This is a genomic window from Geodermatophilus sp. CPCC 205506, assembly GCF_051383635.1.
GTDB lineage: Bacteria > Actinomycetota > Actinomycetes > Mycobacteriales > Geodermatophilaceae > Geodermatophilus.
In genome coordinates, this window is record NZ_JALPKP010000006.1 from 122,253 (window position 1) to 144,602 (window position 22,350).

Sequence of the window (22,350 nt, forward strand, 5' to 3'; positions counted from 1 at the left end):
CGCCCGCTCAGCCGGCGAGGACGAACCCCTCGTAGTCCTTGGCGGCCACCTCGTCGCAGCGCTCCCGGTACGGGCCGACGCCACCGATGTAGGGCATGAACACCCGGGGCTTGCCCTCGACGTTGGAGCCCATGTACCAGGAGTTGGCGGTCGGGAACAGCGTCGAGTTGCCGACCTCGGCGTTGTGCTCGACCCAGCTCTCCTCGGCCTCGGGGGTGGCCTCGATGGTGCGTAGGTCGTGCTCCTGCACGTACTGGATGGCGTCAGAGACCCACTCCACGTGCTGCTCTATCGACACCATCATGTTCGACAGCACCGACGGGCTCTGCGGGCCGGTGATGATGAACATGTTGGGGAAGTTCGCGACCGCGATGCCCAGGTAACTGCGCGGTCCCTCGTCCCAGTGCTCCTTGAGCTGCAGGCCGGCGCGGCCCCGGATGTCCATCGACGTCAGGGCGCCGGTCTGCGCGTCGAAGCCGGTGGCCAGCACGAGCGCGTCGAACCGGAACTCCTGCTCGGTGGTCCGGACGCCGTCGCGCGTGATCTCGACCAGCGGGGTCTTCCGCAGGTCGACCAGGTGCACGTTGTCCCGGTTGTAGGTCTCGTAGTAGTCGGTGTGCACGCAGATCCGCTTGGTGCCGATCGGGTAGTCCTTGGGACACAGCGCCTCGGCGGTCTCGGGGTCCTTGACGATCTCCCGGATACGTTCCCGGACGAACTCCGCCGCGGTGTCGTTGGCCTCCTTGTCCGTGAGCATGTCGGTGTAGGCGGCCATCAGGTCGACCAGCGTGTTGTCCTTGTCGTGCCACGCCTTCTCGTACCGGCGGCGGCGGGCCTCGGGGTCGTCCTCCAGCGCGCCCTTCTCGGCCGGCGGGTGCGGGATGCCGAGCATCGAGGTCCTCGCGTCCTGCCGGAACTCCGGGTAGTGCGCCTTCATCTCCTCCTGGTAGCCGGGCGGGAACTCGTGGTTGTGCGCCGGGACGGCGAAGTTCGGTGTCCGCTGGAAGACGGTGAGGTCCGCGGCCTGGGCGGCGATCACTGGGATGCTCTGGATGGCCGAGGAGCCGGTGCCGATGATCCCCACCCGCTGCCCGGAGAAGTCCACGCCCTCCCGGGGCCAGCGGGCGGTGTGGTACCAGGGCCCGGAGAAGCTCTCCAGGCCCGGGATCTCCGGCGTCTTGTAGATCGACAGGCAGCCGGAGGCGTGCACGACGAACTTCGCCGACAGCACCTCACCGCGGTCGGTGCGCACCGTCCAGCGCTCCGCCTCGTCGTCCCAGACGGTCGACTCGACGCGGGTCTCGAACTGGATGTCCCGCCGCAGGTCGTAGCGGTCGGCCACGTGGTTGGCGTAGCGGAGGATCTCCGGCTGGGTCGGGTACTTCTCCGACCACTGCCACTCCTGCTCCAGGTCCGGGTCGAACGAGTAGGAGTACTCCATGCTCCGCACGTCGCAGCGGGCGCCGGGGTAGCGGTTCCAGTGCCACGTCCCGCCCACGCCGTCGGCGAGCTCGAACACCTGGACGGTCAGCCCCTGCTGGCGCAGCCGGTGCAGCATGTACATGCCGGAGAAGCCGGCACCGATCACGACCGCGTCGACGGTGCGTACAGCGGCACCGGTGGGCGAGGTCTCGGGGAGCGTCTGCGTCACGGGGAAGTCCTCCTCGGCGTGGTGGTCCCGGCGGGGGGAGAGCCGGCCACCGGGACCGAGGGTGAGCGAGCGGGGTGGTGCGCGGGCCGTGTGGCCCAGGTCACACAAGCTAGGAGGCAGGTCGGACGGGGGTCAAGACGCCGGGGTGGGGCGCCGCCGCGACGGCGCCCCACCCCGGCGGCCGCTCAGCCGGCGCCGACCGGCACCCGCGGGCCGGTGAGGACGAAGCCCTCGTAGCCCTTCGCGGCGACGTCGTCGCACTTCTGCCGGTAGTTGCCCACGCCGCCGATGTAGGGCATGAACACCCGCGGCTTGCCGGGCACGTTCGACCCCATGTACCAGGAGTCGGCGGTCGGGTAGAGCGTCATGTGCCCCACCTCGTCGACGTGCGCCGTCCAGGCGTCCTCGGCCTCCACGGTGGCCTCCATCGTCGCTATGCCCTTCTCCCGCATCGAGGCGATGGCGTCGGTGACCCACTCCACGTGCTGCTCGATCGAGGTGATCATGTTGGAGAGGACCGACGGGCTGCCCGGACCGGTGATGGTGAACAGGTTCGGGAACCCCGCGACCTGGATGCCCAGGTAGGTGCGCGGGCCGGCGTGCCACTTGTCGGCCAGCGCCACGTCGCCGCGACCGCGGATGTCGATCGCGGTCAGGGCGCCGGTCATCGCGTCGAACCCGGTGGCGAACACCAGGTCGTCGAACTCGAACTCCTCCTGGGTGGTGCGCAGCCCCCGGTGCGTGATCTCCACGATCGGCGTCTTCCGCACGTTGACCAGCCGCACGTGCGGCAGGTTGTACGTCTCGTAGTAGTTCGTCCCGAGGCAGGGCCGCTTGGTGCCGATCGGGTGGTCGTGCGGCTGGAGCGCCGCGGCGGTCTCCGGGTCCTGGACGATCTCGGCGATCCGGTCGCGCACGAACTGGGCGGCGGTGTCGTTGGCCGCCTTGTTCGTGATCATGTCGTTGTAGCTGACCATCAGGTCGACCAGGTTGTTGTCCTCGTCGTACCAGATGTCGTGGTACTTGGCCTCGCGCTCCTCCTCGGAGACCTCCAGGGCCGACTTCTCGGGCGTCGGGACGGCGATGCCGAACCCGGACTCCCGGGCGGCTTGGCGCACCTCGGCGTAGCGCGCCTTGACCGAGCGCTGGTGCTCGGGGTCGATCGCGTGGTTGCGCGCCGGGAGCACGAAGTTCGGCGTCCGCTGGAAGACCGTCAGCTGGCCGGCCTGCTCGGCGATGAGCGGGATGGCCTGGACGCCGGAGGAGCCGGTGCCGATGACGCCGACCCGCCGGCCGGTGAAGTCCACGCCCTCCTTCGGCCAGTGCCCGGTGTGGAACCAGCGGCCCCGGAAGAGGTCGAGCCCCGGCACCTCGGGCACCTTGGACGCCGACAGGCAGCCGGTCGCCATGATCACGAACTGGGCGGAGAGCTGGTCGCCCTGGTCGGTGCGCACGTGCCAGCGCTCGACGTCCTCGTCGAAGACGGCCTCGGTCACCTTCGTGTTGAGCGAGATGTCGCGGCGCAGGTCGAAGCGGTCGGCGACGTGGTTGATGTAGCGGAGCAGCTCGTCCTGCGGCGGGTACTTCTCCGTCCACTCCCACTCCTGCTCCAGCTCGGAGTCGAAGGAGAAGCTGTAGTCCATGCTCTTCACGTCGACGCGGGCGCCGGGGTAGCGGTTCCAGAACCACGTGCCGCCGACGCCGTCGCCCTTCTCGAAGACCCGGACCCGCAGGCCCTGGCCGCGCAGCTTGTGCAGCAGGTAGAGGCCGGACAGCCCCGCGCCGACGACGACGACGTCGACCTCGGGGAGGCCCGTCGGCGACGGCCGTTGTTGCGTCTCTGTCATGTGCTCTGGTTCCTCTCGGGGAGACCCCGTCGCGCGGCCCGGGCGGGCCTCGCGACGGGGGAGTGGGCGCGGGATCAGGCGGGCTGGGCGGTGAGCTGCCGGTCGACGGCCTCGGCGACGTACGCGATCCCGGTGGCGCTCCCGGGGAGGACGTTGACCATCGTGAAGAACCCGTGCATCTGCCCCTCGAGGACGCGGGTCTGCACGGGGACGCCGGCCGCGGCGAGGGCGTCGGCGTACTCCTCGCCCTCCTGGCGCAGCACGTCGTGCTCGGCGAGCAGCACGACCGCCGGCGGCAGACCGGAGAGGTCGGCGGCCTTCGAGGGGCAGGCGTCCGGGTTCTGCCGCATGGCGTGCTCGGGGGCGTAGAGGTCCCAGAACCACACCATCGACTCGCGGCTGAGCAGCAGCTGGTTGGCCGGGTCGCGGTAGGACTCGTTGTCGAGGTCGCAGTTGGTCACGGGGTAGACCAGCAGCTGCAGCGCCAGCTCGGGCCCGGCCGCGTCCCGCGCCTTCAGCGCCATGATCGCCGCGAGGTTCCCGCCGGCGCTGTCCCCGGCGACGACGAGCGGCACCCGCGCGCCGGCGATCTCCTGGAGGTGGGCGTCGACCCACTGCAGGGCCGCCCAGGAGTCGTCGGCGGCCGCGGGGTAGGGGTTCTCCGGCGCCATGCGGTAGTCGACGAGGACGACCGCGCACCCGGTGCGGTCGGCGAGCGTGCGGCCCAGCGTCTCGAACTCCGGCAGCGCGCCGATGACCCAGCCGCCGCCGTGGTAGTACACGATCACGCCGCGGGGCCGCTCGGTCGGTACGAGGACGTGCAGCGGGATCGCGTACCCGTCGGCCGCGGGCGCGCTGGTCATCTCGGCCCGGTGCATCTCGGGACCGGGGCCGTACATCTCGCCGAGCGCCGCGGTGAGCCCGCGCGCCTCCTCCGGGGTCATCTCGTGCAAGGGCTTGGTGCCGCTCTCGGCGAGCTGGGTGAGCAACGCCGTCGTCGCCTCGTCCAACGCCATGGGTCCGCCTTCCGCCGGGACGCCGAGCGGCTCCGCGGCCGCATCGGCTGTGATGTGGACCACAAACTAGGCGCACCATGCGCCTCTTACAAGGGGCCTCCGACACCGCTCCAGAGCGCGGGCGGGGTGGGGTGCCCCGCAGCCTGCACCCGCTCCGGCGCCCCGACAAGCCCCTCGGCCGGCGTCCGGGCACGTCGCAGAAACATGCGCAGGGACTCTGGATCCCTGCGCAGGATTGTGGCTAGGGTCACTCCTGTCCGGGCTCGCCGGCCGCCTCTCTCCTCCTCGCCGGCGCCCCGACCACGTCCCGGGCGCCTCGCCGCGCCCGTCCACCCGATACGAGGAGCCGCACGTGAAGACCGTGGGAGCACTGCTGTGGGAGCCGGGGACCAACTCCGGCTGGAGCGTCGAGGAGATCGAGCTGGACCCGCCGAAGCGGCGGGAGGTCATGGTCAAGCTGACCTCGTCGGGCATCTGTCACAGCGACGACCACCTGGACACCGGCGACATCCCGCTGCCCTGGGCCCCGATCCTCGGCGGCCACGAGGGCGCCGGGGTGGTCACCGAGGTCGGGCCCGAGGTGTCGGACCTGCAGGAGGGCGACCACGTCGTCCTGTCGTTCCTGCCCTCCTGCGGCAAGTGCCGCATGTGCGTCGCCGGCAAGGCCAACATGTGCGAGCTCGGCTCCGGGGTCCTGGCGGGCTTCGCCCCCGACGGCACGCACCGCATCCACGCCCGCGGCAAGGGCGTCGGCGCGATGAGCTACCTGGGCACCTTCGCCCCCTATGTCACCGTCCCCGTCGACGCGGTGGTCAAGATCGACCCCGAGATCCCGCTGATGCCGGCGTCCCTCATCGGCTGCGGCGTCCCGACCGGCTGGGGCTCGTCGGTCTACGCCGCCGACATGCAGCTGGGCGACACCGTCGTCGTCTTCGGCACCGGCGGCGTGGGCATGAACGCCGTCCAGGGGGCGGTCCACCGCGGGGCGAAGAACATCATCACCGTCGACCCCGTGCCCTTCAAGCGCGAGAAGGCCAAGGAGTTCGGCGCGACCCACCCCGTCGCGTCCTTCGAGGAGGCCGCGCAACTGGTCGAGCGCATGACCAACGGCCAGGGTGCCGACCGGGTGATCATCACCGTGGACGTCGCCCGCGGGGACATCGTCGAGCAGGCCAACCAGCTGACCCGCCGCGGCGGGGTCATCGTGCTGACGTCGGCGGCGCCGGTCATGCAGCGCGACATCCAGTTCGACCTGTTCAGCTTCGCGATGTCGGGCAAGCGGCTGCAGGGCTCGCTCTACGGCACGACCAACTCCCGGAACGACATCCCGCTCATCGCGGAGATGTACAAGAACGGGCAGTTCAAGCTCGACGAGCTGATCTCCAAGACCTACAAGCTCGAGGACATCAACGAGGCGTTCGCCGACCTCCGCGAGGGTCGCAACATCCGCGGCGTCATCGTCTACGACAACTGAGGACGGCGACCGTGACCCTGACCCACACCGACCGCACCGCCGACGTCCTCGAGATCCAGCGGGTGACCCACCTCTACGCCCGCGGGCTGGACCGCTTCGACCCGCAGGAGGCGTTGTCGGCCTTCACCGACGACGCCGTGTGGGACGCCAGCCCGGTGGGCCTCGAGCGGCTCGAGGGACGGGCGGCGATCCTCGGCTTCTTCGAGCGGGACGCCGCCGCGATCGCCGACCAGTTCCACATCATCACCAACCACGTCGTCGACCTCGACGCGGACGGGACGACGGCCCGCGGCACGAACTACGTGTTCTCCGAGGGCCACACCAAGTCCGGCGCCGCGTTCAAGGCGATCGCCCTGAACGAGGACGTCTACCGGCGCACCGCCGACGGCTGGCGGATCGCCGAGCGCCGGATCTCCGCACTCACCCCGCCCGAGCTGGAGGGCTTCGATGCCTGAGCCCACCACCCCGACCCCGAGGGCAGAAATGGCCATTTCTACCCGTCCGTCCCTGGGAGGACCGGCATGACCGCGGTACAGGAGCGCGCCGGCGTGCGCTCGTTCGACAAGCTGTTCATCGGCGGTCGCTGGGTGCCGCCGGCCACCGACGAGGTCATCGAGGTGGTCTCGCCGATCACCGAGGAGGTCGTGGCCACGGTGCCGGCGGCCGGGCCGGCCGACATGGACGCCGCCGTCGCGGCGGCCCGGAAGGCCTTCGACGAGGGGCCGTGGCCGCGGATGACGCCGGCCGAGCGGGCCGCGGCCCTCCGCCGGGTCGGCGAGGAGGTGGGCCGCCGCATCCCGGAGATGGAGGCGTCGTTCACCGCGGAGATCGGCGCCCCGGCGATGATCAGCACCGCGTTCCACGCCAACGCCTCGGCGATCTGGGACGACGCGGCCACCCTCGCCGGCACGATCACCCTGGAGGAGCGGCGGGACCTGCCCGGCGGCGGCACCGCCACGATCGTGCGCGAGCCGATCGGCGTGGCGGCGGTCATCATCCCGTGGAACGGCCCGGTCGCCACGGCGTCGCTGAAGATCGCACCGGCGCTCGCCGCGGGCTGCACGGTGGTGCTCAAGCCCGCACCCGAGGGCCCGGTCTCGGTGATGATCCTGGCCGAGGCGCTGGAGGCCGCGGGCCTGCCCGACGGCGTGGTCAGCGTGCTGCCCGGCGGCCGGGAGGTCGGCGAGTACCTCGTCAAGCACCCCGACGTCGACAAGGTGTCCTTCACCGGTTCGACGGCGGCCGGCCGGCGGGTCATGCAGCTGTGCGGCGAGCGGATCGCCCGGGTGACCCTGGAGCTCGGCGGCAAGTCGGCGGCCATCGTGCTGCCCGACGCCGACGTCGCCTCGGTGGTCCAGACGGTGACCTTCGCCGGCATCGGCAACTCCGGTCAGGTCTGCGCCGCGCTCACCCGGCTGGTCGTCCCGCGCGACCGGCAGGAGGAGGTCGTCGAGGGCGTCAAGGCGATCATGGAGTCGGTCAAGGTCGGGGACCCCCGCGAGGAGGGCACCGTGCTCGGCCCGCTGGCCGCCGAACGCCAGCGGGACCGGGTCGAGGGCTACATCCGGACCGGGCTCGAGGAGGGCGCGCGCCTGGTCACCGGCGGCGGCCGGCCCGAGGGCCTGGACACCGGCTGGTACGTGCAGCCCACGCTGTTCGCCGACGTCGACAACTCCATGCGGATCGCGCAGGAGGAGATCTTCGGCCCGGTCATCGTGGTGATCCCGTACGACACCGTCGACGACGCCGTCCGCATCGCCAACGACTCGCAGTACGGGCTGTCCGGAGCGGTGTTCAGCGCCGACCGGGAGCTCGGTGAGTCCGTCGCCCGGCGGGTCCGCACCGGCCAGATCTACGTCAACGACTGGGGCATGTGCGTCACCCAGCCCTTCGGCGGCTTCAAGCAGTCGGGCCTGGGCCGGGAGGGCGGTCCCGAGGGGATCAGCGCCTTCCTCGAGACGAAGATGATCCAGGGCATCTGAAGAAGGACCCCGTCCTCCCCGCCCTTCGCACGCTCAGGGCGGGACCCGGGACGGGGCCACGGTGAGCCTCTGGACGGGGCCGCCCCCTGATGAGTAGCGCGGCTCCGGCCCCCGCCAGGGGACCGGAGCCGCGGTGCGTCCGGGGCCGACTCCACCGCCGGGACGCCCGCGGGACGGGTCTGGACAGCTTTTGTGAGCGCCGTTACAGTCCGCCCAACCCTTCGCATCATTACAAGCCTTCGGGAGCTCATCCATGGACAGAGCCGTTCGGACCGGTCGGCGCCCGGTCCTGCGCGGGGCCGGAGCCCTGCTGCTGGCCGTCGGACTCGCCGCCTGCAGCTCGCCCGCCGACACCGCTCCCAGTGGCGGCGGCGGGGGCGAGGGGAGCGGCGGCGAGGGCCTGCCCGACACCGTGCGGATCATGTCGATCCGCGCGCTGACCGGCCCCGTCTCCTTCGCCGGACTCAACGCCCAGAAGGGCATCGACCTCGCGCTGGAGATGATCGAGGAGGACGGCCTGCTCGGGGAGACGACCATCGAGGTCGAGAGCCGCGACAGCGCCACCAGCCCGCAGGAGGCGGCCAGCTTCGCCAGCCAGGCGATCGCCGACCCCTCGTTCGTCGCGATCATCGGCCCCGAGGCCAGCGCCCAGGCGACGGCCGTCTCGCCGATCGTCGACCAGCAGGGCATGCCCACGGTCTACGTGCAGGCCGGCAGCGACGGCGTGGTCATCGGTGACTACACCTTCCGGATGACCCCGCCCGCCGCGTCCTACTTCGACCTGGCCGGGGAGTACGCCGAGCAGCAGGGCGTCGCGACCGCCTCGGTGCTGTTCAACAGCGGCAACCCGACGCTGGTGCAGCTCGGTGAGCAGACCATCCCGGAGCTGGCCGGCGAGCACGGCTTCGAGGTGGTGAGCACCGGCGGGGTGGAGGCCACGCAGCAGGACTTCACCACCCCGGCGTCGCAGATCGCGGGCGACGCCCCGGATGCGGCGTTCCTCATGGTCCAGGGCCCGCAGTACCCGGTGGCCATCACCCAGCTGCGGCAGGCCGGCTACGAGGGCGAGCTCATCGGGATGAGCGCCGCCGGCGCGGGCAACCTGGCCTCGGCCGGGCAGGAGGCCGCCGGCTTCGTCTGGCCGACGAACTTCACCGCCGACCAGGACGTCGAGAGCACCCAGGCCTTCGTCGAGGCCTACCAGGCGAAGTACGACGGCGAGGTGCCGAACAACTACGCCGCCGAGGCCTACGACGCGACGTGGTTCCTCGCCCGCGGCCTGGCCGAGGCCGACAGCGCCGACCGCACCGCGCTCCAGGAGGGGCTGGCGGCGGTGGCCCAGGAGGGCTTCGCCGGCGCCCAGGGCGAGATCACCTTCGAGGGCAACGACGCCCGCGTCCCCGGTGTCCTGGTCCGCTGGGACGGCTCGGCGGAGGTCCCGGTGGACAGCGCCGACTCCTGACCTGGCCGCCGGCCGGTGCCGGCGGGGGCGACCCGCCGGCACCGGCCTCCCGGAAGGACCTGACATGGCACAGGACGTGCTCAACGCGCTGACCCTCGGGTCGCTGTACCTGCTCTTCGCGCTCGGGATGAGCCTGGCGTGGGGGACCATCGGGATCCTCAACTTCGCCCACGGCTCGATCTTCATGTTCGCCGCCTTCACCGCCCACCTGGTGGTGCGCGAGGTTGCCCTGCCGATGCCGGTGATGCTCGCCGTCGGCGTCGTCGTGGGGGCCGTGCTCTCGCTGCTGGTGCAGGTGCTTGCCTTCGAGCCGATCCAGCGGCGCGCGACCGACCACCGCAAGGCCGAGATGCAGATCCTCGTCGGCGGCATCGGCATCGCGATCATCCCGCTGGCGGTCGCCCAGTACCTCACCCGCAGCGTTCCGTTCGGGTACCAGGCGGGCACGTTCCGGGTGACCACCTACGACCTGGGCTTCGTCCGGGTCAGCAACGTCCAGCTGGTCACCCTGGTCGCCGCGCTGGGACTGGCCGCGGTCATCGGCTGGTGGCTGCGGGCGGCCCGCCCCGGCCTGGCGCTGCGTGCCATCGGGGTCGACGCCGAGGTCGCGTCGATGATGGGCGTCGACCGGCGGCGGCTGGCCCTGCTCACCATGGCCGTCGCCGGCGGCCTGGCCGGGCTGGCCGGCGTGCTGCTCACCTACTACCTGGGCTCGATCGCGCCCGAGACCGGCGACGCGTTCCTGCTCAAGGCGTTCGCCGCGATCATCCTCGGCGGGGTCGGCAGCATCGCCGGCGTCGTCCTCGGGGCGATGGTCCTGGCCGGGATCGAGACGCTGGTCCTGGTGACGACGTCGGGCACCTGGGCGCCGGCCATCGCCTTCGGCGTCCTCTTCCTGATGCTGCTCGTCCGTCCCAACGGCCTGCTCGGCCGGCAGGAGGTCCGGCGCACATGAGTGCGTGGTACTTCTCCCACCTGGTCCTCATCCAGTCGACCTTCATCAGCCTGCTGCTGGCGCTGTCGATCCAGGTGCCGCTGCGGGCCGGGGTCTTCTCCTTCGCCGGCATCGGCAGCTACGCGATCGGCGCCTACGCCGCGGCGATCCTCACCATCCGGCTGCAGGTGGCCCCGATCCTCGCGATCGGCGCCGGCATGCTCATCGCCGCGGTCACCGGGTACCTGCTGGCGCTGCTCGTGGCCCGGCTGGCCGGCCTCTACCTCGGCATGGCCACCATCGCCTTCGCGCTGTTCCTCGCGGTGGTCGCGACCAACGGCGGCGAGCTCACCGGCGGCGCGACCGGCCTGTTCGGCGCGATCAGCACGCTGACCACCACCCACGTCGTCCTGGTCACCGTGGTGGTCATCCTGCTGCTGGCGGCCAGCGAGCGCGGGGCCATGGGCCGGCGGATCGACGCCGTCCGCGAGGACCCGCAGCTGGCGGTGTCCCTCGGCATCGACGTCAACCGCGTGCGCCGGCGGGTGTTCGTCGTCAGCGGCGCGCTCGGCGCCTGCGCGGGCGGCATGAACAGCCTGCTGCGGACCACCGTCTCGCCGGAGACCATCGGCTTCCACCTCGTGGTCACCGCCCTGACGATGATCATCGTCGGCGGGACGCTGTCCTGGGCGGGCGCGGCGATCGGCGCGGTGATCTTCACCTGGCTGCCCAGCGTCCTGCAGTTCGTCGGCGAGTGGCAGCTGGTCGTCTACGGCGTCCTCGTCGCCGCCGCCGCGGTCTACGTGCCCAACGGCCTGCTCGGGCTGCTGCAGAGCGGGTGGCGCCGGATGCGCACGCGGCACCGGCGGATACCGGCCGAGGGCGCGACGGCGCCGACGGAGCCGGCCACTGCGGACCCGGCCCAGCAGCTCGCCGCCCTCGGCGGCCCGGCGGCGGAGGTGCGGCCGTGACGGCGCTCGACGCACGGCCCGAGGGCCCGCGGCCCGGTGTGCCGGAGGCGGTGCTGCAGACCGAGGACGTCGCGGTGCACTACGGCGGCATCAAGGCCGTCGACGGCATCGACCTCACCCTCGAGACCGGCCGGATCCTCGGCATCCTCGGCCCCAACGGCTCGGGGAAGAGCACCCTGCTGGCGGCGATCACCCGGCTCGTCCCGCTCACCCGGGGACGGGTGCTCCTGGACGGCGAGGACTACAGCCGCACCCCCCCGGCCCGGCTGGCCCACCGCGGCATCGCCCGGACCTTCCAGACCGTCCGGCTGCTGCCCGACCTCACCGTGCTCGGCAACATCCAGCTCGGCGCGGACATCCGCCGGAGCCAGGGGGAGCGGGTACGCGAGGTGTTCCGGCGCAGCGTCCCGCCCGCGGTGCAGGAGGCGATCGAGCGGACCGGGCTCGGCGACCTGCTGGACCTGCGGCCCGGCGAGCTGTCCTACGGCACCGCCCGCCGGGTGGAGATCGCCCGGGCGCTGGCCTCCCAGCCGCGGGTGCTCATGCTCGACGAGCCCACGGCCGGCATGAACCAGCCCGAGCGGCTGGAGGTGGCCGGCCTGCTGCGCCGGCTGCGCGACGAGGGGCTGACCCAGCTGCTCGTCGAGCACGACGTGCAGATGATGGTCGACACCTGCGACCGGCTGCTGGCGATGAACCAGGGACTGCCGATCGCCGAGGGCAGCCCGCGCGACGTCGTCCGGGAGCCGGCCGTGCAGGAGGCCTACCTGGGGAAGAGGTGGCACCGTGCTGCAGATCAGTGACCTGCACGTCCGCTACGCGACGGCGGAGGCGGTCCGCGGCGTGGACCTCTCCGCGACGCCGGGGCGGGTGACCCTGGTCCTCGGGGCCAACGGCGCGGGGAAGACCAGCACGCTGCGGGCGGCAGCCGGCCTGGTGCGGGTGCACGCCGGCCGGGTGGAGCTCGACGGGCAGGACATCACCGGCCGGGCGCCGCACAAGGTGGTCCGGGCCGGCATGGTGCTCGTGCCGGAGGGGCGCCGGGTCTTCGCGCCGCTGACCGTGGAGGAGAATCTCGTGCTGGGCGGGTACACCGCCTCCCGCGAGCGCTCCCGCGAGGTGCTCGAGCAGGTGTACGGGATGTTCCCGATCCTGCGCGAGCGGCGCGGCGGCCCGGCCGGGCTGCTGTCGGGCGGCGAGCAGCAGATGCTGGCCTTCGGCCGGGCGCTGATGTCCTCGCCGCGGGTGATCATGCTCGACGAGCCCTCGATGGGGCTGGCGCCGACGATGGTCGAGTCGGTGCTCGGCGCGGTGCGCACCATGGCCGACACCGGCATCGCGGTGCTGCTCGTGGAGCAGAACGCCGACATGGGCCTGGAGATCGCCGACGACGTGGTCGCCATGGCCCGGGGCGAGGTCGTCTTCTCCGGGCCGGCGCAGCAGGCCCGGTCCAACAGCTCGGTGCTCCGGGCCTTCCTCGGCGAGGCCGCGCTCGTCGACTGAACGAGTCGCCCCTGGCGGCAAGAACCCTGATCATGATTAGCTATCCGGACCTCCAGCACGACGCGATCGGCAGGGGAGAGATGCGGACCTACACGGACCTCGTCCCGGTGTTCCCGGACCAGGACGACTGGACCCTCACGACGGTGTTGCGGCACCACGCCGCCCGCCGTCCCGACGCGGTCTTCCTGGACCTGCCCGAGGAGGAGCTGACCCTCACCTACGCCGAGTCTCTGGTCCAGGCCGAGTCGGTCGCCGACCGGCTGGCCGAGGCCGGCGCGGCGCCTGGCGACCGGGTGCTGGTGATGGCCGCCAACTCCTCGCAGTTCCTGCGGACCTGGCTCGGCACCGGCGTCGGCGGCACCGTCGAGGTGCCGATCAACACCGCCTACGAGGGCCTCTTCCTCGAGCACCAGATGGTCACCGCCGCCCCCCGCTGGGCGGTCGTCGACGACGTGCACGCCGCCAAGTTCGTCGCTGTCGCCGAGTCCGCGCGGGTCATCGAGAAGTTCTGGGTGATCGACTCGGGCAGCCGCGAGGAGGCGCTCCGGCTGCTGCGGGACGCCGGCTGGGCGGCCGAGCCGTGGGAGGAGCTCGCGCAGGGCGCCCGCGCCGGCGCGCAGTTCGGCACCCCGGCGCCGTCGGAGCTGGCGTCGATCTTCTTCACGTCGGGCACCACCGGCCCGTCCAAGGGCGTGGCGATGCCGCACGCGCAGATGTACTTCTTCGGTCAGGAGGTCGTCAGCCTGCAGCGGCTGACCCCCGACGACGTCTACTTCACCTGCACGCCGCTGTTCCACGGCAACGCCCAGTTCATGGCGGCCTACCCGGCGCTGATCGCCGGCGCCCGGCTGGTCTGCCGCCCGCGGTTCAGCGCCAGCCGGTGGGTCGAGCACCTGCGGGCCTCCGGCGTCACGGCCACCAACCTCATCGGCGTGATGATGGACTTCATCTGGAAGGCCCCGGCCCGCCCGGACGACACCGACAACGTGCTGCGCACCGTGTTCGCCGCACCCACCGCCACGTCGATCCTCGCGGAGTTCAAGGAGCGCTTCGCGATCGAGGCCTTCACCGAGGTCTTCGGGCTGACCGAGACCAGCGCGCCGATCCTGTCCCCGTACGGGGAGGACCGCCCCGCCGGGGCCGCCGGCCTGCAGGCGGCCGACTGGTTCGACGTGCGGCTGGTGGACCCGGAGACCGACCGGGAGGTGCCGGTCGGCGAGATCGGCGAGCTGGTGGTGCGGCCCCGGCACCCGTGGACCTGCTCGCTGGGCTACTACGGGATGCCGGAGAAGACCGTCGAGGCGTGGCGGAACCTGTGGTTCCACACCGGCGACGCGCTGCGCCGGGACGCCGACGGCTGGTTCTACTTCGTCGACCGCTACAAGGACGCGCTGCGCCGGCGCGGGGAGAACATCAGCTCCTACGAGGTCGAGCAGGGGCTGCTGTCGCACCCCCGCGTCCTCGAGGTCGCGGTCGTCGCGGTCGCCGCCGAGTCCGAGGCCGGCGAGGACGAGGTCATGGCCTGCGTCGTCCGCGACCCCGCGGCCGACCCGGTGGACGCCGCCGAGCTGTGGTCCTGGTGCGAGGGCCGCATCCCCGGCTTCGCCACCCCGCGCTTCATCCGCTTCGTCGACACCCTGCCCAAGACCCCGTCGGAGAAGGTGCAGAAGGCCCAGCTGCGGGCCGCCGGCATCACCCCCGACACCGCCGACCGGCTCGCCGCCGCCCCGGCCGGCGCCGGCGCCCGCTGAGGAGACCCCCCATGGACTACACCGAGGACCCGGTCCACCGGGACATCCGCGAGGCCGTCCGGGCGATGTGCAAGGAGTTCCCGGACGAGTACTGGATGGAGCACGACACCTCGCACGAGTTCCCCTGGGAGTTCTACGAGGCGGTCCGGAAGGCCGGCTGGCTCGGGCTGACCATCCCCGAGGAGTACGGCGGCGGGGGCCTCGGCGTGACCGAGGCGGCCATCGTGGAGCAGGAGATCTCCGCCTCCGGCGCGGGCATGGGCGGCTGCAGCGCCGTCCACATCGGGATCTTCGGGTTCCACCCGGTCATCGAGCACGGCTCGGAGTCGCTCAAGCGCCGCTTCCTGCCGCAGGCGGCCAGCGGCGACCTGCACGTCTCCTTCGCCGTCACCGAGCCCGACGCCGGCACCGACACGACGAACCTCTCGACGTTCGCGCGAAAGGTCGACGGCGGCTTCCTCGTCTCCGGCCAGAAGGTGTGGATCACCAAGGCGCAGGAGGCGCAGCGGATGCTGCTGCTCGCCCGCACCAGCCCCCGCGACCCGAACGGGAAGAAGACGGCGGGCCTGACCCTCTTCTTCGCCCCGATGGACCGCGAGCGGGTGCAGATCCGGCCGATCCCCAAGATGGGCCGCAACGCCGTCGACACCAACGAGCTGTTCATCGACGACCTCTTCGTCGCCGACGAGGACGTCGTCGGCGAGGTCGGCTCCGGCTTCCGGACCATCCTCGGCGGGCTCAACGCCGAGCGGGTGATCAGCGCCAACGCCGCGCTGGGCATCGGCAAGGCCGCGCTGCGCCGCGGCACCGAGTACGCCAAGCAGCGGGTCGTCTTCGGCCGGCCGATCGGGCAGAACCAGGGCATCGCGTTCCAGCTCGCCGACGCCGCCATCCGGCTCGACGCCGCCGAGATGGTGGTGCAGAAGGCCGCGTGGATGGTCGACCGCGGGCTGCCCTGCGGGCGGGAGGCCAACGCCGCGAAGTTCCTCTGCGCCGAGGCCGGCTTCCACGCCGCCGACGTCGCCCTCCAGGTGCACGGCGGCTTCGGCTACGGCAAGGAGTTCCACGTCGAGCGCTACTTCCGCGAGGCGCGGCTCATGCGGATCGCGCCGATCAGCCAGGAGATGGTGCTCAACTACACCGCCGAGCACGTGCTCGGCCTGCCGCGGAGCTACTGAGCATGGTCCCGTACCGCTCGATCCTCTTCGTCCCCGGCCACAAGCCGGCCTGGATCGACAAGGCCCTGGCCGCCGGCGCCGACTGCATCGTGCTGGACCTGGAGGACTCGGTCCCGGCGGACCTGAAGGCCGGCGCCCGGCAGACCGTCGCGGAGTCGATCCGGACGGTGCGGTCCCGCGACACCCGGGTCGGGCTGTTCGTCCGGGTCAACCCGCTGGACACGCGGCTGACCGGCGGCGACCTCGAGGCGGTCGTCGTCCAGGGGCTCACCGGGGTGTTCGCGCCGAAGATCAGCACGGCCACCGACGTGCTGCGCTACGACGCGCTGCTCGACCACTTCGAGGAGCGCAACGGGGTGCGCGGGCTGGAGTACATCGTGCCGGTCGAGATGATCGGCGCGATCCAGGCGGCCCGGGAGATCGCGCTGGCCTCGCCGCGGGTCGGCGCGATGATCGGTCCGACCGCCGAGCACGCCGACATCGCCCGCGCCGTCGGGTACCGGTGGACGCCGGAGGGCGAGGAGACCCTCTACCTGCGCAGCCGGATCCTGCTGGCCTGCCGGGAGGCGGGCATCCACCCGCTCACCGGCCTGTGGGAGCGGCTCGACGACCTCGCCGGGCTCAAGGCCTTCGCGGAGAAGGGCCGGCAGCTCGGCTTCCGCGGCATGATCGCGATCCACCCCTCGCACGTCGCCGTCGTCAACGAGGCGTTCTCCCCGACGGCCGAGGAGATCGAGTTCCACGAGGGCCTGGTCGGCGCCTACGAGCAGGCCGCGGCCGCCGGCTCCGGCGCCGTCCGCTACCGCGGCGTGCACATCGACAAGGCGCACGCCGACACCGCCCGGGAGTGGCTGGCGCACGCCCGCGCCACTCCCGGCGCGCGCCCCGCCCCGGGCGACGCCCTGGGCATCGACGCCCCGGAAGGAGGGCACTGACCGTGCGAGGTCTGTACTTCGAGGAGTTCGAGGTCGGCCGGGTCTACCGGCACCCGTTCACCCGGACGGTCACCGAGTCCGACAACGTGCTGTTCACGTCGCTGACGATGAACACCCAGCCGCTGCACCTGGACCACGAGTTCGCCAAGAAGACCATCCACGGGCGGCCGCTGTTCAACAGCCTCTTCACCCTGGCGCTGGTCGGCGGCTTCCACGTGCTGGAGCTGACGTTCGGCACGACCCTGGGCAACCTGGGCTACGACTCGGTCAAGTTCCCCCACCCGGTCTTCCACGGCGACACCCTCCGCGGCGAGACCACGATCCTCGACAAGCGGGAGAGCAAGAGCCGCACCGACAGCGGGATCGTGTGGTTCGAGCACCGCGGCTACAACCAGCACGACGAGCTGATCATGGTCTGCACCCGGGTCGGCCTCATGGCCAAGAGCCCCGAGCACGGGGGCTCCAACCCGGCGGTCACCGGCGAACGCCCGGACTCCGCCACCCCCACCCCCGGCGAGGAGCAGCGAGCATGACCAGCACCCAGACCGACCTGCGCACCTGGGTCCCGGCGACCCGGGAACTGCTCATCGACGGCCGGCTCGTGCCCGGTGCGGGGCCGACCATCGAGGCGGTCAACCCGGCCACCGAGCAGGTCACCGCGACCGTGCCGACGGCGACGCTCGAGCAGGTCGACCAGGCCGTCGCCGCGGCCCGGCGGGCCTTCCCGGCATGGGCGGCGACCAGCCCGCGTGAGCGCAGCGCCGCCATCCACCGGCTCGCCGACGTCTTCGAGAAGCACAGCGAGCGGCTCACCGCCTCGATCGTCAACGAGGTGGGCACGCCTGCGGCCTTCGCCGAGGTCATGCAGGTGAAGCTGGGCGTCACCCACCTGCGCTGGCAGGCCGAGGCGGCCCTGGTCGACCGCACCGTGCAGCTGGGGGAGTGGCACGACCCGGTGCTGACCCACTCCGAGGTGGCCTACCGGCCCGTCGGCGTCGTGGCCTGCATCACCGGCTACAACTACCCGATCAACCTGGCCGTCTTCAAGTTCGGGGCGGCGCTGGCCGCCGGCTGCACCGCCGTGCTGCTGCCCTCGCCGCGCACGCCGCTGACCACGCTGTGGATGGGCGAGCTGTTCGAGGAGGCCGGCATCCCCGCCGGCGTCCTCAACGTCGTCATCGGCGACGGCCCGTCGGTCGGCCAGCGCCTGACCACCCACCCGTGGGTCGACCGGGTCTCCTTCACCGGGTCCGACGCCGTCGGCGCCCGGATCATGGAGCAGGCCGCCCGCGACCTGAAGGGCGTCACCCTGGAGCTGGGTGGCAAGTCGCCGACCATCCTGCTGCCCGGCGTCGACGCCGCCGCCCTGGCCCGGGACGTCCACCTGCGGTGGGCCCGCAACGGCGGTCAGGGCTGCGCCGCACTGGCCCGGATGCTGGTGCACGAGAGCCTGGTCGACGAGTTCCTCGCCGCCTCCGGAGAGGCGTTCGGTGCGCTCCGGGTCGGCGACCCCTGGGACCGCGAGGTCAACATCGGCCCGATGATCCGCGAGGACCACCGCGCCCGCGTGCAGGGCTTCATCGACGGCGCGCTGGCCGACGGCGGCGAGATCGTCCTCTCGCTGGACACCCCGCTGCCGGAGAAGGGGTACTTCGTCAACCCCGTCGTCTTCGCCGGCCTGCCGCACGACAACCGGCTGGTGCAGCAGGAGGTGTTCGGCCCGGTCGGGGTGCTCGTGCCCTTCGCCACCGAGGACGAGGCGATCCGGCTGGCCAACGAGAGCGACTACGGCCTCGCGGCCAACATCTTCACCCCCGACGTGGAGCACGGCCGCCGGCTGGCCGCCCGGCTGCAGTCGGGGACGGTGTGGATCAACGGCGGCGGCAACATGCGGCCGGACGCGCCCTTCGGCGGCTTCAAGAAGTCCGGGGTCGGCCGGGAGATCGGCGAGTGGGGCATCCGGGAGTACCTCGAGGCGCAGCACGTGCAGTGGCGGCCGTGAACGGGCAGGGGGAGACCATGACGGGCACGACAGGAGGCACCCCGCCGCTGGCCGGGGTCACGGTGCTGGAGCTGGGCACCATGTACGCCGCGCCGACCGCGGGGCGCATGCTGCGCGACTTCGGCGCCCGGGTGGTCAAGGTCGAGGACCCGCGCACCGGCGACTTCGCGCGCCAGTGGACGCCGCAGCACGAGGGCATGTCCATCGGCTTCGCCCGGCTGAACTCCGGCAAGGAGTCCATCGGCATCGACCTGCGCCGGGACGAGGGACGGGACCTGGTCCGCCGGCTGGCCGCCCGCGTGGACGTCGTCATCGAGTCCTTCCGGCCGGGCCGCTTGGAGGAGTGGGGCCTGGGCTACGACGTGCTCTCGGCCGAGAACCCCGGCCTGGTGCTCACCCGGGTCTCCGGCTTCGGCCAGACCGGGCCCTACCGCGAGCGTCCCGGGTTCGGCACCGTGGCCGAGACGGCCAGCGGCTACGCGTTCGTCAACGGCTGGCCCGAGACGCCGCCGACGTCGCCGCCGTTCGGCTTCGCCGACTCGATCGCCGGGCTGTCCGCGGCCTTCGGGACGACGACCGCGCTGTTCAACCGGACCCGCACCGGCCGGGGGGACGTCGTGGACGTCGCCCTCTACGAGCCGCTCATGTTCATCCTGGGCGACCTGATCCTCAACTACACCGCCACCGGCTTCATCCAGGAGCGGGTGGGCAACGGCTCCGGGTCGGCGTCCCCCCGGGGCATCTACCAGGCCGGCGACGGGCAGTGGCTGTCGATCGCGGCGTCGAACCAGACGATCGCGATGCGGCTGTTCCAGGCGATGGGCCGGGAGGACTTCCGCGACGACCCGAAGTTCGCCACCAACGTCGCGCGGATGGCCAACAACGACGAGCTGCAGGAGCACGTCAAGGCGTGGGTGGCCGCGCGGCCGCGGGCCGAGGTGCTCGCCGACCTCGACGCGCACGAGGTCGTGGCCGCGGCGGTCAACGACGCGCGGGACATCGTCGAGGACCCGCACTTCCGGGAGCGGACCCTCGTCGAGCTCGCCGGCACCGCGCTGGGCACGGTGCTCGTCCCGGGTCCGGTGCTGCACATGGACAGCTACGCGGGGCCGACCTACGACGGGGTGCCGGGCATCGGTGAGCACACCCTGACCGGGCTGACCGGCCTGCTCGGGCTCTCCGCCGCCGAGATCGACGAACTGGGCCGCGCCGACGTCGTCGGGCCGACGCCGGTGCGCGCGGCGTGACCGAGGGCGGGCCGGCCGGCCGGCCCGGGCCGGCCGTCGACCTCACCGGGAAGACCGCCCTGGTCACGGGCGGGAGCCGCGGGCTGGGCCGGGAGATGGTGCTCGGCCTGGCCGCGGCCGGCGCCGACGTGGTCATCGCCAGCCGGGACCTCGACAGCTGCGAGAAGGCCGCGGCCGAGGTGCGCGAGCTGACCGGGCGCCGGGCGCTCCCGGTCGCGGCGCACGTCGGCCGGTGGGACGCCCTCGACGAGCTCGTCGAGACCGCCTACGGGGAGTTCGGCGCGGTCGACGTCCTGGTGAACAACGCCGGGATGTCGCCGCGCTACGACACCGTGGCCGATGTCAGCGAGCTGCTGTTCGACAAGGTGCTCGGGGTCAACCTCAAGGGGCCGTTCCGCCTCGCCGCGCTCGTCGGCACCCGGATGGCCGCCGGGAACGGCGGGTCGATCATCAACGTGTCCAGCACCGGCGCGGTGCGACCGCGGGCCGACATCGTGCCCTACGCCGCAGCCAAGGCCGGGCTCAACGCGGTCACCGTCGGGCTGGCGCACGCGTTCGGGCCGACGGTGCGGGTCAACGCGATCATGTGCGGCACCTTCCTCACCGACGTGAGCGCGGCCTGGGACATGGACGCCTTCGCCCGGCGCGCGGCGACGTTCGCGCTGGGCCGCGGCGGCCGGCCGGACGAGATCGTCGGGACGGCGCTGTACCTGGCCAGCGACTGGTCCTCGTTCACCACCGGTTCGGTTCTCACCGTCGACGGAGGTCAGCCGTGATCATCGACGTCCACTGCCACGCCTGGCCCGACGCCATCGCGGAGAAGGCGCTCGGGCCCCGGGTGCCGCAGCTGCCGCGGGTCGGCGACGGGAAGATCTCGACCCTGCCGGGGGTGCTCGAGTCCTCCGGCGTCGACCGCGGCGTCCTGCTCGGCATCGCCGACACCGCCAAGTACGTCGACGGGGTCAACCGCTTCGTGGCCCGCTCCCGCGGCGGTCGGCTGCTGGGGTTCGGCACCGTGCACCCCGACCTGCCGGTCGAGGAGAACCTGGCGTCGCTGCGCCGCAACGGCATCCCCGGGGTGAAGCTGCACTCGCTCTTCCAGGGCTTCGCCTACGACGACCGGCGGGTGTGGGACCTGCTCGAGGCGTTCGGCTCGGAGATCGCCGTCATCGCCCACGTCGGCGCCGGGGGCGACCAGGCGAGCAACGACCGGGCCACCCCCGGGATGGTCCGCGACATCGTCCGGCAGTTCCCCGACCTGCGGATGGTGGCCTGCCACTTCGGCGGCTACCACCGGCTGGAGGAGGCCGAGGCCGAGCTGCTCGGGGAGGACGTGTACCTGGAGACGTCCTGGCCCCCCACGATGGCCGAGCTGGCCCCGGAACGGGTGCGGGCGATCGTCGACCGGCACGGCGCGGACCGGATCGTCTTCGGCTCGGACTGGCCGATGGCCGACCCGGCGCGGGAGATCGCCGCGATCCGGGCGCTCGGGTACGGCGACGACACCACCGCGGGCATCCTCGGCGGCAACTTCGCCCGGCTCATGGGCATCGCCGAGGGCGAGCCGGCGCCGGGGCCGCTGGTCGCGGAGGAGACCCCGCGTGGCTGACCCCGGGGCCGGCGACAGCGTCCTGGTCGAGCAGCGCGGCGACGCCACCTGGATCACGCTCAACCGGCCGGACCGGCGCAACGCCTACGACCCGGACATGGCCGAGGCGGTGGTGGCGGCGCTCGACGCCAGCACCCGCAGCCGGGCGGTGGTCATCACCGGCGTGCCCGGCAGCTTCTGCGCCGGCGGCGCACTGGGCAACCTCTCGGAGCCCGACGTCACGACGATGCGCGGCCTCTACCGGGCCTCGCTGCGGCTGTTCGACGCGATCCGCACCCACCCCCGGCCGGTGATCGCCGCGGTCAACGGCCCGGCGGCCGGCGGGGGCAACGAGCTGGTCGTCGCCTGCGACCTGGCGATCGCGGGGGAGTCGGCGACCTTCGGCCAGACCGGCCCCCGGGTCGGCAGCGCCCCGGTCACCGGCGCCACCAACGTGCTCGGCGTGCAGATCGGGGAGAAGCGGGCCAAGGAGATGGCCTTCCTGTGCCGGCGCTACACCGCGGCCCAGGCGCTGGAGTTGGGGCTGGTCAACTCCGTCGTCCCCGACGACGAGCTCGTCGGCGCCGTCGACGCGCTGGTCGGGGAGCTGGCCGTGCTGTCCCCGCGCTACCTCGAGATCGCCAAGGTGAGCTCCAACATCTGGTGGAACGCCGCCCGCGACTCGTTCACCACCGGGCTGGGCATGCTGGTCCAGGCCATCGGGAGCCCGGACATGGCCGAGGGCGCGCAGGCCTTCCTGGAGAAGCGCCGTCCCCTCTTCCCCCCGCCGGACGCCTGACCGCGAGGGG

20 protein-coding genes are annotated in these 22,350 nt (G+C 72.4%); 17 read left to right on the forward strand and 3 right to left on the reverse strand.

Going from position 1 to position 22,350, the window contains the following annotated elements; translation table 11 throughout:
• Positions 1-7 precede the first annotated feature (7 nt).
• The 3 genes from MY520_RS05390 to MY520_RS05400 form a co-directional block, all read right to left on the reverse strand.
• Positions 8-1,651: a flavin-containing monooxygenase gene (locus tag MY520_RS05390; RefSeq protein ID WP_436690844.1), complete on the reverse strand. Its 1,644-nt coding sequence runs from the start codon at positions 1,649-1,651 to the stop codon at positions 8-10.
• Positions 1,652-1,836: 185 nt separating this feature from the next.
• Complete coding sequence (locus MY520_RS05395; protein ID WP_436690846.1) at positions 1,837-3,498, reverse strand: flavin-containing monooxygenase; 1,662 nt, start codon at positions 3,496-3,498, stop codon at positions 1,837-1,839.
• A gap of 74 nt (positions 3,499-3,572) precedes the next feature.
• Complete coding sequence (locus MY520_RS05400; RefSeq protein WP_436690848.1) at positions 3,573-4,514, reverse strand: alpha/beta hydrolase; 942 nt, start codon at positions 4,512-4,514, stop codon at positions 3,573-3,575.
• Between the two features lie 352 nt (positions 4,515-4,866).
• On the opposite strand from MY520_RS05400, the gene MY520_RS05405 reads away from it, so the two are divergent.
• The 17 genes from MY520_RS05405 to MY520_RS05485 all read left to right on the forward strand — a co-directional run bounded on the left by MY520_RS05405 (position 4,867) and on the right by MY520_RS05485 (position 22,340).
• A complete protein-coding gene (locus tag MY520_RS05405; RefSeq protein ID WP_436690850.1) occupies positions 4,867-5,988 on the forward strand; it encodes an NDMA-dependent alcohol dehydrogenase in 1,122 nt (373 codons plus the stop codon).
• Between the two features lie 11 nt (positions 5,989-5,999).
• The gene (locus tag MY520_RS05410) at positions 6,000-6,443 is read left to right on the forward strand and encodes a nuclear transport factor 2 family protein (RefSeq protein WP_436690852.1); all 444 of its coding nucleotides are present in this window, start codon (positions 6,000-6,002) and stop codon (positions 6,441-6,443) included.
• A 66-nt stretch (positions 6,444-6,509) separates the two neighbouring features.
• Positions 6,510-7,970, forward strand: coding sequence for an aldehyde dehydrogenase (locus MY520_RS05415; protein ID WP_436690855.1), 1,461 nt, complete (start codon positions 6,510-6,512; stop codon positions 7,968-7,970).
• A gap of 253 nt (positions 7,971-8,223) precedes the next feature.
• On the forward strand, positions 8,224-9,432 hold the full coding sequence (locus MY520_RS05420; RefSeq protein WP_436690858.1) for an ABC transporter substrate-binding protein: 1,209 nt from the start codon (positions 8,224-8,226) through the stop codon (positions 9,430-9,432).
• Between the two features lie 64 nt (positions 9,433-9,496).
• Positions 9,497-10,387, forward strand: coding sequence for a branched-chain amino acid ABC transporter permease (locus tag MY520_RS05425; RefSeq protein WP_436690860.1), 891 nt, complete (start codon positions 9,497-9,499; stop codon positions 10,385-10,387).
• On the forward strand, positions 10,384-11,337 hold the full coding sequence (locus tag MY520_RS05430; protein ID WP_436690862.1) for a branched-chain amino acid ABC transporter permease: 954 nt from the start codon (positions 10,384-10,386) through the stop codon (positions 11,335-11,337). Before MY520_RS05425 ends, MY520_RS05430 begins: the two co-directional genes overlap by 4 nt.
• A complete protein-coding gene (locus MY520_RS05435) occupies positions 11,334-12,140 on the forward strand; it encodes an ABC transporter ATP-binding protein (RefSeq protein ID WP_436690864.1) in 807 nt (268 codons plus the stop codon). The genes MY520_RS05430 and MY520_RS05435 overlap by 4 nt, the downstream gene beginning before the upstream one ends.
• Complete coding sequence (locus tag MY520_RS05440; RefSeq protein ID WP_436690866.1) at positions 12,124-12,840, forward strand: ABC transporter ATP-binding protein; 717 nt, start codon at positions 12,124-12,126, stop codon at positions 12,838-12,840. The genes MY520_RS05435 and MY520_RS05440 overlap by 17 nt, the downstream gene beginning before the upstream one ends.
• A gap of 32 nt (positions 12,841-12,872) precedes the next feature.
• Complete coding sequence (locus MY520_RS05445) at positions 12,873-14,591, forward strand: AMP-binding protein (protein WP_436690868.1); 1,719 nt, start codon at positions 12,873-12,875, stop codon at positions 14,589-14,591.
• An 11-nt stretch (positions 14,592-14,602) separates the two neighbouring features.
• Entirely contained in the window at positions 14,603-15,769 is a 1,167-nt protein-coding gene (locus MY520_RS05450; protein ID WP_436690870.1) for an acyl-CoA dehydrogenase family protein, read from the forward strand.
• Between the two features lie 2 nt (positions 15,770-15,771).
• Positions 15,772-16,704, forward strand: coding sequence for an HpcH/HpaI aldolase/citrate lyase family protein (locus MY520_RS05455; protein ID WP_436690872.1), 933 nt, complete (start codon positions 15,772-15,774; stop codon positions 16,702-16,704).
• Between the two features lie 2 nt (positions 16,705-16,706).
• Positions 16,707-17,237 carry a MaoC family dehydratase gene (locus tag MY520_RS05460; RefSeq protein WP_436690873.1) on the forward strand — a complete coding sequence of 177 codons (531 nt, stop codon included), beginning with the start codon at positions 16,707-16,709 and terminating at the stop codon, positions 17,235-17,237.
• On the forward strand, positions 17,234-18,706 hold the full coding sequence (locus tag MY520_RS05465; protein ID WP_436690875.1) for an aldehyde dehydrogenase family protein: 1,473 nt from the start codon (positions 17,234-17,236) through the stop codon (positions 18,704-18,706). Before MY520_RS05460 ends, MY520_RS05465 begins: the two co-directional genes overlap by 4 nt.
• Positions 18,707-18,723: 17 nt before the next feature.
• The gene (locus MY520_RS05470; protein ID WP_436690877.1) at positions 18,724-19,953 is read left to right on the forward strand and encodes a CaiB/BaiF CoA transferase family protein; all 1,230 of its coding nucleotides are present in this window, start codon (positions 18,724-18,726) and stop codon (positions 19,951-19,953) included.
• Positions 19,950-20,729 (forward strand): SDR family NAD(P)-dependent oxidoreductase, encoded by a 780-nt coding sequence (locus tag MY520_RS05475; RefSeq protein ID WP_436690878.1) that lies wholly within the window; start codon positions 19,950-19,952, stop codon positions 20,727-20,729. The genes MY520_RS05470 and MY520_RS05475 overlap by 4 nt, the downstream gene beginning before the upstream one ends.
• Positions 20,726-21,562, forward strand: a complete 837-nt coding sequence (locus tag MY520_RS05480) for an amidohydrolase family protein (RefSeq protein ID WP_436690880.1) — start codon at positions 20,726-20,728, stop codon at positions 21,560-21,562. Before MY520_RS05475 ends, MY520_RS05480 begins: the two co-directional genes overlap by 4 nt.
• Entirely contained in the window at positions 21,555-22,340 is a 786-nt protein-coding gene (locus MY520_RS05485) for an enoyl-CoA hydratase/isomerase family protein (RefSeq protein ID WP_436690882.1), read from the forward strand. The genes MY520_RS05480 and MY520_RS05485 overlap by 8 nt, the downstream gene beginning before the upstream one ends.
• Positions 22,341-22,350 lie beyond the last annotated feature (10 nt).

Bases quoted from the DNA above. Each gene is read 5' to 3' on its own strand.
- MY520_RS05420 (WP_436690858.1), top strand. From the start codon at position 8,224: ATGGACAGAGCCGTTCGGACCGGTCGGCGCCCGGTCCTGCGCGGGGCC.
- MY520_RS05395 (WP_436690846.1), bottom strand. From the start codon at position 3,498: ATGACAGAGACGCAACAACGGCCGTCGCCGACGGGCCTCCCCGAGGTC.
- MY520_RS05425 (WP_436690860.1), top strand. From the start codon at position 9,497: ATGGCACAGGACGTGCTCAACGCGCTGACCCTCGGGTCGCTGTACCTG.
- MY520_RS05455 (WP_436690872.1), top strand. From the start codon at position 15,772: ATGGTCCCGTACCGCTCGATCCTCTTCGTCCCCGGCCACAAGCCGGCC.
- MY520_RS05465 (WP_436690875.1), top strand. From the start codon at position 17,234: ATGACCAGCACCCAGACCGACCTGCGCACCTGGGTCCCGGCGACCCGG.
- MY520_RS05450 (WP_436690870.1), top strand. From the start codon at position 14,603: ATGGACTACACCGAGGACCCGGTCCACCGGGACATCCGCGAGGCCGTC.
- MY520_RS05445 (WP_436690868.1), top strand. From the start codon at position 12,873: ATGATTAGCTATCCGGACCTCCAGCACGACGCGATCGGCAGGGGAGAG.
- MY520_RS05470 (WP_436690877.1), top strand. From the start codon at position 18,724: ATGACGGGCACGACAGGAGGCACCCCGCCGCTGGCCGGGGTCACGGTG.
- MY520_RS05415 (WP_436690855.1), top strand. From the start codon at position 6,510: ATGACCGCGGTACAGGAGCGCGCCGGCGTGCGCTCGTTCGACAAGCTG.
- MY520_RS05430 (WP_436690862.1), top strand. From the start codon at position 10,384: ATGAGTGCGTGGTACTTCTCCCACCTGGTCCTCATCCAGTCGACCTTC.
- MY520_RS05400 (WP_436690848.1), bottom strand. From the start codon at position 4,514: ATGGCGTTGGACGAGGCGACGACGGCGTTGCTCACCCAGCTCGCCGAG.